Below are 12,509 nucleotides of genomic sequence, written 5' to 3' on the forward strand. Positions count from 1 at the left end.
CGCCTTAGCTGACCGCAGCGTCGAGCAGCGGCTTGAGCTTCGCCCAATTCGCGGTGTCGGTCTGGGTGACGCCGTTGATGACAAAGGTCGGCGTTCCCTGGAGCTTGTACTTGTTCGTCGCCTCGTCGCGGATCGCGGTCAGCGCGGCGATCCCGGCCTTGTCGCTGGTGCACTGGTCGAACTTGGCACGCGTCATCCCGCGCGTCCGCATGAACGCGTCAAGCCCGCCCTGCGCGGCGAATTCGGTGATCTGCTGCTCCTGCGGCAGCGTCGCGAGCTTCTTCTGCACATCGTCGGGCAGCGGCTTGGTGAACGGCACTGTCCACACCGCCTGCTGGTCGTAGAACGCGTCGATCAGCTTGAGCGCCGCCGCCGGCTGCTGGCAGCGGACGAGGAGCGACGGCGCGAAATCGACGCCGTTCAGGATGAAGGTGCGGTATTCGTAGCTGACCTTCCCGGTGGCGATATATTTGGCGCGGAGTTCGGGAACGCCCTCATGCGCGAACGCGCCGCAGTGCGAGCAGGTCAGCGAGCCGAATTCGAGCAGCTTGACCTTGGCGTCGGGGTTACCCTGCTTGAACCCGCCCTCGGGGGTCATCGTGACGACATCGAGCCAGTCCTTCGTCGCGGGCGTCGCCGGGGTCGCCTTGGCGGCGGTCGTCGACTTGGTCGGCGCGGCGCTCGACGCCTTGTCGCCGCACGCGGTCAGGGTCAGGGCAGCGAGGGCGGCGGCGGCGATGCTACGGGCGGCAAATGGCATGAGCGCGGGGTTCCTGTGACGCGGGGCGACCGTCAGAATAGCGGCACCTGCACCGCCGCGTCAAAGCGCCATCCGCGACCTTCGCGAATGGCTCAAAGCGCGGCGTCGATCGCCGGCTTGAGCTTCGACCAGTCATAGGCATTGGGCACCGTCTTGCCGTTGATGACGAAGGTCGGGACCGCGGTCAGCCCGTAATTCTTGTCGGCGTCGGTGCGGATGTCCTCGAGCTTGGCGATCCCCGCCTTGTCGCTGGTGCACGCATCGAACTTCGCGCGCGGCATCCCCCGGTTCGCCATGAAGGTATCGAGGCCGCCATTCGCGGCAAAGGCGCTGATCTGCTGCTCCTGCGGCAGCGCGCTGAGCCGCTTCTGGACGTCGTCGGGGAGCGGCTTGGTGAACGGCAGGGTCCATTGCGGCTGCTGCTCGTAAAAGGCGTCGATCAGCTTGATCGCGGCGGCGGGTGCCTCGCAACGGACGAGCAACGCCGGTGCGAGGTCGACGCCGTTGAGCAGAAACGGACGGTATTCGTAGCTTACCTTGCCGGTCGCGACATATTGGCTGCGCAACGTGGGAACGTTGACGCGGGCGAAGGCGGCGCAATGCGGGCAGGTCAACGAGCCGAATTCGAGCAATTTGACCTTGGCGTTCGGATTGCCCTGGCGGAACCCGCCCTCGGGCGTCGCGACGATGACGTCGAGCCAGTTCGCCGCGGCGGGCTTCGCGGTGTTGACCACCGCCGGTTTCGCGGGCGCGGCGCTCGCCATCTCGCCATCTCGCCAAATGCGGCAAGCGCCAGCGACGCGGCGAGGACGATCGGCAGTGAACGGAAACGCGGGGTCATGGACGGGCACTTTCGGCAGATAACGTGCCGGGTCACGATACAGGCGAAGCCGAGGCGGCGTCAAAGGTGGCGGCGGCATCGAGGCATGCCTATTAACGTCGCTCCAGTAAGGGCCGAGCCATGCTTCACGATCACCGCGCCGAAATCTTCGCCGGCCTGCGCCCGCTGTCGAGCCTCAGCCATCCGCGCGAGATGATCCGCCAGTTCACGCCGAACTGGTTCGCTGCGACAATGGGGACCGGTATCCTCGCGCTGATGCTCGCGCAATTTCCGTTCGCGGTGCCGGGCCTGCGCGGGATTGGGCAAGGACTGTGGCTGCTCGATATCGTCCTGTTCATCGTTTTCAGCGGATTGTACGCCGCGCGCTGGATCATGTTCGGCAGCGAGGCGCGGCGGATCTTCGGCCATTCGATCGTGTCGATGTTCATCGGGACGATCCCGATGGGATTGGCGACGATCATCAACGGCCTGCTGGCGTTCGGACTGCCGCTGTGGGGGCCCGGCGTCGTCCCGGTCGCCGAGGCGTTGTGGTGGCTCGACATCGCGCTCGCGGTCGTGATCGGCGTCGGCATCCCGTATTTGATGTTCACCCGGCAGGATCACAGCGTCGACCAGATGACGGCGGTATGGCTGCTTCCGGTCGTCGCGGCCGAGGTCGCCGCGGTCACCGGGGGATTGCTCGCACCGCACCTCGCCGCCGCCGACCGCTTTCCGACGCTCGTCGCGAGCTATGTCCTGTGGGGATATTCGGTGCCGCTCGCGTTCGGCATCCTCGCGATCCTGATCCTGCGGATGGCGCTGTACAAATTGCCGCCGTCGAGCATGGCATCGTCGAGTTGGCTCGCGCTCGGCCCGATCGGCACGGGAGCGCTCGGCATGGTCGTCCTCGGGAAGGCCGCCCCGGCGATTCTTGGCGCGGCCGGGTTCGCCGAGGCCGGGCACGTCGCCGCTTCGGGCGGATTGATCGTCGCGACGGTGCTGTGGGGCTTCGGCCTGTGGTGGCTGCTGCTCGGGACGCTGATCACCGCGCGCTATGCCCGGTCGGGGGTGCCGTTCAACCTCGGCTGGTGGGGCTATATCTTCCCGCTCGGGGTCTATGCGCTGGCGACGATCCGTCTCGGCGCGACGCTCCACCTCGGCGGCCTGTCGATCTTCGGGGCGCTGCTGACCGTCGTTGTCGGACTATTGTGGGTGCTCGTCGCCGCGCGGACGGTCGACGGCGGCTGGAAGGGCCATTTGTTCGTCTCGCCGTGCATCGCCAAGGTCGACTAGCTGATCTTGGGGATCCCGCGGGTCGACGACAGCGCGCGCGCCAGCGATTCGAGGCTGGCGCGAAGGTCGGGGTCGGCGATGTCGCGGAGGGTGGTCGTGGTCTCGGCCGACAGTGGATGCTCGGTAACGGTCGCGCGTCGCACCGTCGCGGGCAGGTCGCCGTGGCGCAGCGCGACGCGCGACACTGCAGCATAGCCGAAGTAGCGGTTGACCCGCTCGATGACCTGTGGCTCGACGTGCTTGAGCATCGGCGCGAACGCCCCGGTGACGCAGACCTTGAGCGTCCCGCCGCTCTTCTTGCCGACCGGAAAGGCGATCGATTCGGGGGTCGAATAGCGCGCGTATTGCTCGCCGACGATCTCGGCCCAGCGCGCGACGACCTCGTTCTGCATGAAGCCGAAGCGGCGGAACGCGGCCCCGCCGACCTTGGGGACGAGTTCGCTGACCGCGCGCGCGGACCGGCCCTTGCGCGGCAGTGTCGATTCGGTTTCGGCCATGCGCTCGCTATGCCATAGGCGGACGATGCCCGTCGACGAAGATTGCGCCACTCCGGTGCCAGCGAAGCTGCTCGCGTGGTACGATGCGAATGCCCGGACGCTGCCGTGGCGCAGCCCGCCGGGAGCCGCGCCGCCGCCGACGCCGTACCGCGTCTGGCTGTCGGAAATTATGCTCCAGCAGACGACGACGGCGGCGGTCGCACCTTATTATGCGCGGTTTCTCGCATTGTGGCCGAGCGTCGAAGCGCTCGCGGCGGCGGACGATGCCGACGTCATGCGCGAATGGGCGGGGCTCGGCTATTATGCCCGGGCACGCAACCTGCTCGCCTGCGCCCGCGCCGTCGTCGCGCGCGGCGGCTGGCCCGATGACGAGGCGGGGCTGCGCGCGCTGCCGGGGGTTGGCGGCTACACCGCCGCCGCGATCGCCGCGATCGCGTTCGAGCGGCGCGCGGTGGTCGTCGATGGCAATGTCGAGCGGGTCGTCGCGCGGCTGTTTGCGGTGGCGACGCCGCTGCCGAAGGCGAAGCGCGAGCTGTATGCGCTGGCGGACCGGCTGACCCCGGATACGCGGGCGGGGGACCATGCGCAGGCGATGATGGACCTCGGTGCGACGATCTGCACCCCGCGGGTGCCGAAGTGCGAACGATGTCCGCTGAGCGAGGATTGTGCTGCATTAGCAGGAGGAGATCCCGCGCGTTTTCCGGTCAAGCCGCCGAAAGTGGTGAAGCCGGTCCGCTATGGCATCGCTTACTGGATCGAGCACGACGGCGCGGTGCTGCTCGAACGGCGGCCGGGGTCGGGGTTGCTCGGCGGAATGCTCGGCTTGCCGACGGGCGAGTGGAGCGAGTGTCCGCCAAAGATACTATGTCATCCCCGCGAAGGCGGGAACCCAATGTCACGACCCTCGGTGACCTTGGGTCCCCGCTTTTACGGGAATGACAGCAATGAAGCTGCTGATGAAACCATGATCAGCGACACCGTGATCGGGATCGTCCGCCACGTCTTCACCCACTTCGAGCTGCGGCTTTCGGTCGTCGTCAACCACCCCTCCACCCGCCCCGACACCAACGGCATCTGGCATCCCGTCGCGACGATCGCCACCGCCGGACTCCCCACGCTTTTCGCCCGTTGTGCGGAAGCAGTCTTGCGCGCGCGCGCCGATGCTGTTCAGTCGCCGCCGCTCGCCCTGGAGACCACTGCATGACCGATCCCTTCGCCGGCCCGACCACCCCGCGCGTCGGGTTCAGTGGCTCGCCGCTCGACCGCGCCGACGCGATGCGCAAGGACGAGGGCGCGATGGTCATGGCGCGGTCGAACCGTGCCGCCCGCTGGCTCATCCTCGACGACCTGCGCCCGGTGCTCCCCGAAGGCGGCGGGCTGATGTGGCTCGAGCGCGACGCGGTTCCGGCCGACGCGACGACGGTATTCCTCGGCCTCGACGACGGCGCGCCGCGCTTCGCCGTCGCCGCTCCCGGAGCGCATCTCGGGCCGCTCGGCGATCCACGGGCGTTCGGCGCAGAGCTCGCGGCAAGCCCGAACCCCGGCGACGCGGCGATCTTCGCGCAGGCGCGGTCGCTGCTCGACTGGCACGCGCGCCACAAATTCTGCGCCAACTGCGCGAGCCCGACGCGGGTATTCAAGGCGGGGTACGAGCGATTGTGCGACGTCTGCGGCGCGCATCATTTCCCCCGGACCGACCCGGTGGTGATCATGCTCGCGATCCTCGACACCCCCGATCTCGGCGAGCCGCACGCCCTTGTCGGCCGCCAGCCGCGCTTCCCCAAGCGCTTCTTCTCGGCGCTGGCGGGGTTCGTCGAGCCGGGTGAAACCCTCGAGGAAGCCGTCGCGCGCGAATTGTTCGAGGAGGCCGGGATCGGCGTCGCCCGCGTCCGCTACATCGCCAGCCAGCCGTGGCCATTCCCGTCGAACCTGATGGTCGGAGCCTTCGCCGAGGCCACGACCCGCGAACTCAACCTCGACGACGACGAGATCGAGGAAGCGAAGTGGGTGACGAAAGGCGAAGTCCGCGCCGCGCTCGACGGGGTTGGGCCGTGGCTCGCGCCGCCCCCGCTGGCGATCGCGCATACGCTTTTGCGAACATGGGTGGACGAATAGCCCTTCCCTACGCCACCGCCCTCAACAACACCGGCGCGACCAGCGCGGTCGCCTCCGCCGCCCCCATCGGCCGCCCCGTCAGATACCCCTGGACCTGCAGGCACCCTAGCTCACGGCAGACGTCGAATTCCGCGCGCGTCTCCGCCCCTTCCGCCGTCGTCTCCATCCCGAGGCTGGTCGCCAGCGCGACGATCGCCTGGATGATCGCGACCGCCTCGCTCGCCGGTTCGGTCGCGTGCATGACGAAGCTGCGGTCGATCTTGATGCGGCTGAACGCGACCTTCTGGAGGTAGCCGAGCGACGAATAGCCGGTGCCGAAATCGTCGAGCGCGAAGCGAATGCCGAGCGCTTTCAACGCCGCGAGCATCGCCACCGTCGCCGCGCGTTCGTTCATGAACAGGCTCTCGGTGATCTCGAGTTCGAGCCGGTCGGGGGCGATGCCGAAGTCGACGAGCGCGGCGGCGACGCGCTCGACGAGGCGCGGATCGTCGAACTGGACCGGCGACAGGTTGACCGCGACGCGGACATGTCCGGGCCATTCGCGCGCCTGCGCGCACGCCTCGCGCAGGACCCATGCGCCGATCTCGACGATCAGCCCGGTCTCCTCGGCGATCGGAATGAATTTCGCCGGGGGGATCAACCCGAGCGTCGGATGGTGCCAGCGGAGCAGCGCCTCGAAGCCGACGATGCCCTCGTCGGCGGCATCGACGACGGGCTGGTAGGCGAGCTGGAATTGTCCGCCTGCGAGCGCGCCGCGCAGGTCGGCCTCGATCGCGCGGCGCTCGTCGGCCTTGTCCTTGATCGCGGGGACGAACCGGCACGCGGCCCCCCTGCCCGACCCCTTGACCTCGTACAGCGCGAGATCGGCCGAGCGCAGCAACACGTCGACCGTCGCGCCGTCGGCGGGTCCAATAGCGAAGCCGACACTCGCGCCGATCGTAACGGGCACGCCGTCGACATCGAATGGCTGCGACAACACCGCGACGATCGCGCGCGATGCGGCTTCGGCACTCGTGGTCGAGCTTTCGGGCAGGACGACCGCGAATTCGTCGCCGCCGAGCCGTCCGATGTGCGCCTCCGCCCCCATTGCCTGCCGCAGCCGCGCCGCGACCTCGCGCAGCATCCGGTCGCCGGCAAGATGCCCGAGCGTGTCGTTGACCGACTTGAACCGGTCGAGGTCGACGAACAGCAACGCGCAACCGGTCCGCGTCCGGGTCGAGCGGATCAAAGCCTCGTCGAGCCGCTCGCGGAGGAGCGAGCGGTTGGCGAGGCCCGTCAGCGGATCGAACCGTGCGAGATGCGCGATCCGGTCGTGGCTCAGCCGAATGTCGGTGATGTCCGACCCGACCCCGCGATAACCGGCGAAACGCCCGCGCGCATCGTGCTTCGGCGTGCCCGACAACTGCCACCACCGCGTCTCGCCGCCGACCTTGACCGGCGCGACGATATCGCGAAACGGCCGGGCATGCGCGAAATGCTCGCCGAGCAGCCGGATCGCCTGCCGCGCCTCGGCCCCGCGCCGGCTGCAGCCGAGCATCGGCAGCAGGTCCTGCCCGAGCATCGCCTCGCGCGGGCGCTGCGCGACGAGGGCGAAGCGGGGCGAGACGTGGGTCAGCCGCAAGTCGCCGTCGAGCTCGAACAGCCAGTCGCTGCCGTTCGCCTCGAACTCGCTGAGCAGCATGCCGATCACCGCCTCCTGCTCGGCGTGCTCGGCCTCGGTCCGCATCCGCGCCATCATCGAAAAGCTCGTCACCATCACCCCGCGGACGATCGCGACGGCGAAGGTCGCGATGCCGAGCTGGACCGGCCACGCCGCAGTGCCGCCGGGGACGCCGAAGATCGCGCTGCCCGCGACCAGCGTCACCAGCAGCGCGCTCGGCAGCGGCAGCACCGAGGTCGCGAAGCCGCACATGCCCATCACTGCAACCGACAGCAACGACAGGTAGACCTGCTCGGGAGGTGCCGCGCGCGGGACGATATAGACCATGAACAACGCCCACAGCGCGCCGAACGCGAGGATCTTCGCGCAGAACGCGGCAACGTCGGCGCGACTGGCGGCAATCGGCACCGGGCCTTCGCGCTGTTCGATCCAGCCCGCCAGCCACACCGCCATCAGCCCGATCAGCGCCGCCGCAAAGCATGCCAGCACCGCCGGGTCGCCGGTCCGGCGCAGGACGATACCAAGCGCGGCGAGGTTGACCGCGACGCAGGCAACGTTGAACGGCACATAGCGCCCGACCAGCGCGAGCTGCGCCGCGCGGACGCTCGCCCAGAACGGGTCGCTGCCGTGACCGAAACCGAATACCTCGGCCCAGCCGATCGCCTTGACCACCGCCGTCGGTGGCCGGAACATCGCCGACATGGTGGACCGCCCCTTGCATCTTCGTTGCAGGTTCAAACGGCGGGGTGGGGTCAAGGTTTAGTGCCGGAACGGATGGCGCTTGCGATCTACCCGAGCGTCAAGACCACAAGCGGAGAGCGCATTGGATCGTTGGCGGACCATAGGCGAGCGTCTGCTATGGGTTGGAGAGCTGTCTGTCTGCTTTCATCAGAGGCCGGTCGTAGAGCGCGGACACCGTAACGTCACGCAAAGGGGGGTTTATGTCGCGCTTTCGTCTCGTAGGCATTCTATTCGCAACCGCTGGATTATCGGGTCAAGTGCTGCCCCCAAGATACGTAGCAGGTCAGGTGTGGGAATACCGCACCCGTCCGCAAGACGCGGGATCGCTTCTCAAGGTGCAGCGCGTCGAATTGCTGGGATCGACAAAGGTTTACCACATCAGCGTTATCGGCGTTCATTTCTCCACACCTGGAATAGCTGGCGTGTTGCCGCATATTCCAGTGTCAGACGAGACGCTCGATGCGAGCGTAACCAAGCTATCTGCGGCGAAGCCGGAATTTCCGACGATCGCTCTGGAGAAGGTATTGCAGAATGGCGAAGGGCAGACGGTGGAGTCTTCACGATTCCCATGTCGCAGATCGTCGGCATCATTGATGACCAGACCGCGAAGGCACGGACGCAGACAGAGGCACAGTGAACGGGATCGTAGCGACCGCAACTAAGGGCGGAAGCAGCCGTCCCCCTTTTTGGTTAGAGTTGGTACAGTGGCGATCATGGGTACCGCTATCGTCGCAATCGGACCGGTTGTGGCTGCCTTGGTTGTCGGCGTCGGACTCGCGATCGTTTTGGACATGCTCGACAAGCATTTCGGGGTAACCGAGAAATTAGGCAAGCTTTGCGAAGAAGGGCTCGACAAACTCAAGACGTTAACTGAGTCGGCCAAGGTTGCCGGGGCTGCTACATGGCACCGACTGGAAAATTCAGGGGCGGTGCGCGATCTGTCGCGGGCTTCGCAAGTATCCGCTGACTGGGTCGAGCGACAGGCTTCGATGGTGCGTTGGGAAATGGGTTTTCTATGAGCCGCACCGACAGTCTGTCAGAAGTTGTTCCGCCGCTCCGACCGTGGCAGCGCCGGCTTTACGCCGGGGTCGCCGGTATTGGTGGGTTGGCGATGGTGATTGCCGGGATGGCGCAGCTGGCGACAATCGGAAAAGCGTTGCTTACGCTGCCGGCATCGATCGATGTGATGACCGGCACGCCGGGGTTGTTGCTCATGGGGGTTGCGATCATGGGCTTCGGCTTGTTCGCCCTTCTGCCCCCGGAAGATGTGCCGGCGTCCGGTTGTCGTAATCGGGGAGGCGGCGGGAAGCGTCTCAACCGGGGCCAGCGGGTGGTCGGGGTTGCGCTTTTGTGCCTGCTGCTTTTTCCGCTCTGCACTGTTGCTTTGCGGGCCGGCACGGCGGATTTTCTCGAGGCCAAGGGATATCACGAGGAAGTGATCGACACTGCGGTCCATAGCCGGTTTCTGACGATCCGCTGGCTCAGGCCAGCTTCGGGGTCGCATTAGGCACCGGCTCAACGAACGCCCCCCTTAGCTGAGTTGATCGGCAGTTCCTCGATCGCTGCTTGGAGTCGGTGGCGAGCGCATGTCCCGAAATAACGCTGTCCTACACGCCCTCGATTTGCCAGCCTTTGGCCGATGACCGCCCTCTACCCCCTCGCCAGCCGCCAGCGTCGCCCGGGCCGCTGCGGAGGGGGTGCGTTTCGATCCGGCGTGGCGTCAACTTCATCAACTTCGACAAGCTGGCTTGACACTTTTCGCCGCGCGACTCGATCAGCCGCCGGGCAGCTCGCGGCTGCGGGCTTGCGGGTAGGTGCCGAGGATGCGGACCCAGTTGGTGTGAAAGCGCAGTTCGTCGAGCGCGCGGGCGACGCCGGGATCGTCGGGAGCTCCCTCGATGTCGGCGTAGAATTCGGCCGCCGAGAACGCCCCGCCCTTGAGATAGCTTTCGAGCTTGGTCAGGTTGACGCCGTTGGTGGCGAACCCGCCCAAGGCCTTGAACAGCGCCGCCGGGACCGAGCGGACCTCGAACAACAGGCTGGTCATCAGCGGGTAGCCCGGCGCGGGAAGCTTCGCTTCACGCGACAAAACGACGAAGCGCGTCGTGTTGTGGGCGGCATCCTCGATATTCTCGGCGAGGACGTCGAGGTCGTACAGCTCGGCGGCGAGGCGCGACGCGACCGCTGCTTGCGCCGGATCGCCCGCCTCGGCGACGAGCGCAGCGGCACCCGCAGTGTCGGCGTATCGCTCGGCGGCGATGCCCCAGCCGGCGAGGCGGCGGCGGACCTGCCCGAGCGCCTGTTCATGGCTGATCGCGACGCGCACGTCCTCGCGCACGGCCCCGCGCACGCCAAGCAAACAGTGGCGCACGCGGACGAAATGCTCGCCGACGATCGCCAGCCCGGACTCGGGCAGCAGGAAGTGGATGTCGGCGACGCGGCCGTGGAGCGAATTCTCGATCGGGATCACCGCGCGCCCTGCTCGTGCCGACTGGACCGCCTCGATCGCGTCATCGAAGCTGAAGCACGGCAACGGCAGCGCGTCGGGAAAGGCCTCACGGACCGCCTGGTGCGAATACGCCCCGGGCGCGCCTTGGAACGCGACCGCGCGCGCTGGGTCAGCGGCGGCGGCGGCGTGCATCGCGGCGACGAGCGCGGCGGCGGGAGCGGGGTAGCTGGTCATCGGCGGTGGGTACGAAATGTAACTGGCGGTTACAATGCCGCGCCGGAACGACCGCCCTGCGCGCGCATGCTGCAGTGCGACGATACATGGCTTGCGAGCGCGGGACGCGGCAACTATGGTCCGCCCGCTTTGCCGGGGCGAGTGTACGCCCCGCTTTCCGGAGAACATCGTGGACAGTTTCGAGTGGAACAAGATCGCGGGCTGGACGCTCGCCGCTGCGATGACGGTCCTCGCATTGGTCCTGTTCACCGGTGAGGTCTTCCACCCGGGCAAGCTCGCCAAGCCAGGCTACATCGTCGAGGGCGTCGAGGAAGTCGCCGCCGCGGGCCCCGCGCCCGTCGCAGACAAGCCGATCGAATTCTATCTCGCGTCGGCCAGCGTCGACAAGGGCGCCGATGTCTTCAAGAAGTGCGGCGCCTGCCACAACGCCGAAAAGGGCGGCGCGGCGGGGATCGGCCCGAACCTATATGGCGTCGTCGGCGGCCCGCACGATCACATGCCCGGCTTCTCCTATTCGGACGCGATGCAGAAGACGAGCGGCCAGAAGTGGGACTGGGACGAGCTCAACACGTGGCTGACCAACCCCAAGGCTTTCGTTCCGGGCACCAAGATGGCGTTCGCCGGGATCGCCAAGCCCGAGGAACGCGCTGCGGTCATCGCCTACCTCAACAGCAAGAGCGACCACCCGCTGCCGATCCCGCCGGTTCCGGCCGAGGCTGCCGCCCCGGCAGCGGCCCCCGCCGCAGCTGGTGCGCCTGCAGCTGCTGGTGCCCCTGCGGCGGCATCCGCCGCCGGCGCGCCTGCGGCCACGCCGACCGCCGAAAAGCCTGCGCCGCAAGCCGGCAAGGCTCCCGACATTGCGCCGGGCAGCACTGGCGCAGAGAAGCAGCAGGGCACGTCGAAGACCGTTCCGACCCCCGGGTCGAAGCCCGCCTAAAATACCTACCCGCGACCCCGGCGAAGGCCGGGGTCCAGGTTCGTGCAGGCGACGAACTTCGCGGTGCAGGATCGGCGGGCCCCGGCCTTCACCGGGGTCACGCCGCCGCGGCGGTCGTCTCAGGCCAGCCCGTAATGCGCCTTGACGATCGCCCACGCCTCGTCCGCCGTCTCGACGATGTGAAACAGATCGAGGTCGGTCCGGGCGATCGTGCCTTCCTCGGCGAGCGCGTCAAAGTTGACCACCCGGCTCCAGAAGTCGCGCCCGAACAGGAAGATCGGCAGCGGCGGCACCTTGCCGGTCTGGACCAGTGTCAGCAGCTCAAACAGTTCGTCGAACGTGCCGAAGCCGCCCGGGAACGCCGCGACCGCCCTCGCACGCATCAGGAAGTGCATCTTCCGCAGCGCGAAATAGTGGAACTGGAATGACAGCCCCGGGGTGACGTACGGGTTCGGCACCTGCTCGAACGGCAGGACGATATTCAATCCGATCGAGATCGCGCCGACGTCGGCAGCCCCGCGGTTCGCTGCCTCCATGATCGACGGCCCGCCACCCGAGCAGACGACGAACTGCTTGCCCGCAGCGTCCTCGCCGACCGACGACGCCAGCCGCGCCAGCTCACGGGCCACGGTATAGTAATGCGACTTGGCGGCGAGGCTCTCGGCGATCCGCCGGTCCTCGCCCGGCTCCGACGCCGCGACGAGTGCTGCTGCGTCCTCCGGCGACGGGATCCGCGCCGAACCGTAAATCACGAAGGTCGACGCAATTCGCGCTTCGGCGAGCGCGAGTTCGGCCTTCATCAATTCGAGCTGGAGACGGACCGGTCGCGCCTCGTCACGGAGCAGGAATTCATTGTCCTGGAATGCGAGGCGGTACGCGGAATGTTCGGTCTGCGCAGTCGACGTCGGCTTGTTGGCGACGGCGGCTTCGTCGCGCGCGGTCGGAAACAGGCGCGCCGGTTTGGCTGCGGGTGATGCTGGGCTGGAAGTCATGGCAGGGTCTC

Annotated in this window: 12 protein-coding genes; 6 read left to right on the forward strand and 6 right to left on the reverse strand. The window is 67.5% G+C overall.

Translation table 11 applies throughout. The features are described from left to right. Window positions 1-4: 4 nt before the first annotated feature. Both KTC28_RS15160 and KTC28_RS15165 read right to left on the reverse strand, forming a co-directional pair. Window positions 5-760 carry a thioredoxin domain-containing protein gene (locus KTC28_RS15160; protein ID WP_216707968.1) on the reverse strand — a complete coding sequence of 252 codons (756 nt, stop codon included), beginning with the start codon at window positions 758-760 and terminating at the stop codon, window positions 5-7. A 92-nt stretch (window positions 761-852) separates the two neighbouring features. Next, window positions 853-1,524 (reverse strand): thioredoxin domain-containing protein, encoded by a 672-nt coding sequence (locus KTC28_RS15165; protein WP_216707969.1) that lies wholly within the window; start codon window positions 1,522-1,524, stop codon window positions 853-855. Between the two features lie 197 nt (window positions 1,525-1,721). Here KTC28_RS15165 and KTC28_RS15170 point away from each other — a divergent pair, with 197 nt between their 5' ends. Then, window positions 1,722-2,873, forward strand: a complete 1,152-nt coding sequence (locus tag KTC28_RS15170) for a TDT family transporter (RefSeq protein ID WP_216707970.1) — start codon at window positions 1,722-1,724, stop codon at window positions 2,871-2,873. Here KTC28_RS15170 and KTC28_RS15175 read toward each other — a convergent pair. Further along, a complete protein-coding gene (locus KTC28_RS15175) occupies window positions 2,870-3,370 on the reverse strand; it encodes a DUF721 domain-containing protein (protein WP_216707971.1) in 501 nt (166 codons plus the stop codon). The genes KTC28_RS15170 and KTC28_RS15175 overlap by 4 nt on opposite strands. 25 nt (window positions 3,371-3,395) lie before the next feature. On the opposite strand from KTC28_RS15175, the gene KTC28_RS15180 reads away from it, so the two are divergent. Both KTC28_RS15180 and nudC read left to right on the forward strand, forming a co-directional pair. Beyond that, on the forward strand, window positions 3,396-4,574 hold the full coding sequence (locus tag KTC28_RS15180; protein ID WP_216707972.1) for an A/G-specific adenine glycosylase: 1,179 nt from the start codon (window positions 3,396-3,398) through the stop codon (window positions 4,572-4,574). After that, window positions 4,571-5,485, forward strand: a complete 915-nt coding sequence (gene nudC / locus KTC28_RS15185) for an NAD(+) diphosphatase (RefSeq protein WP_216707973.1) — start codon at window positions 4,571-4,573, stop codon at window positions 5,483-5,485. The genes KTC28_RS15180 and nudC overlap by 4 nt, the downstream gene beginning before the upstream one ends. 7 nt (window positions 5,486-5,492) lie before the next feature. Here the strand turns inward: nudC and KTC28_RS15190 are convergent, their stop codons facing one another. Next, window positions 5,493-7,847 carry a putative bifunctional diguanylate cyclase/phosphodiesterase gene (locus KTC28_RS15190; RefSeq protein WP_216707974.1) on the reverse strand — a complete coding sequence of 785 codons (2,355 nt, stop codon included), beginning with the start codon at window positions 7,845-7,847 and terminating at the stop codon, window positions 5,493-5,495. A 743-nt stretch (window positions 7,848-8,590) separates the two neighbouring features. Between KTC28_RS15190 and KTC28_RS15195 the strand changes: the two genes are divergently transcribed. Together KTC28_RS15195 and KTC28_RS15200 are read left to right on the forward strand one after the other, a co-directional pair. Continuing rightward, window positions 8,591-8,905 (forward strand): hypothetical protein, encoded by a 315-nt coding sequence (locus KTC28_RS15195; RefSeq protein ID WP_216707975.1) that lies wholly within the window; start codon window positions 8,591-8,593, stop codon window positions 8,903-8,905. Then, entirely contained in the window at window positions 8,902-9,393 is a 492-nt protein-coding gene (locus KTC28_RS15200; protein ID WP_216707976.1) for a hypothetical protein, read from the forward strand. The genes KTC28_RS15195 and KTC28_RS15200 overlap by 4 nt, the downstream gene beginning before the upstream one ends. 267 nt (window positions 9,394-9,660) lie before the next feature. Here the strand turns inward: KTC28_RS15200 and KTC28_RS15205 are convergent, their stop codons facing one another. Then, window positions 9,661-10,569: a prephenate dehydratase gene (locus tag KTC28_RS15205; RefSeq protein ID WP_216707977.1), complete on the reverse strand. Its 909-nt coding sequence runs from the start codon at window positions 10,567-10,569 to the stop codon at window positions 9,661-9,663. Between the two features lie 169 nt (window positions 10,570-10,738). Between KTC28_RS15205 and KTC28_RS15210 the strand changes: the two genes are divergently transcribed. Next, entirely contained in the window at window positions 10,739-11,506 is a 768-nt protein-coding gene (locus tag KTC28_RS15210; RefSeq protein ID WP_216707978.1) for a c-type cytochrome, read from the forward strand. 119 nt (window positions 11,507-11,625) lie between these two features. Here KTC28_RS15210 and KTC28_RS15215 read toward each other — a convergent pair whose 3' ends face one another. Next, window positions 11,626-12,498 (reverse strand): LOG family protein, encoded by an 873-nt coding sequence (locus KTC28_RS15215; protein WP_216707979.1) that lies wholly within the window; start codon window positions 12,496-12,498, stop codon window positions 11,626-11,628. Window positions 12,499-12,509: the final 11 nt, after the last annotated feature.

Origin of the sequence: Polymorphobacter megasporae, from assembly GCF_018982885.2 — a bacterium.
GTDB classification, from domain to species: Bacteria; Pseudomonadota; Alphaproteobacteria; order Sphingomonadales; family Sphingomonadaceae; genus Polymorphobacter_B; species Polymorphobacter_B megasporae.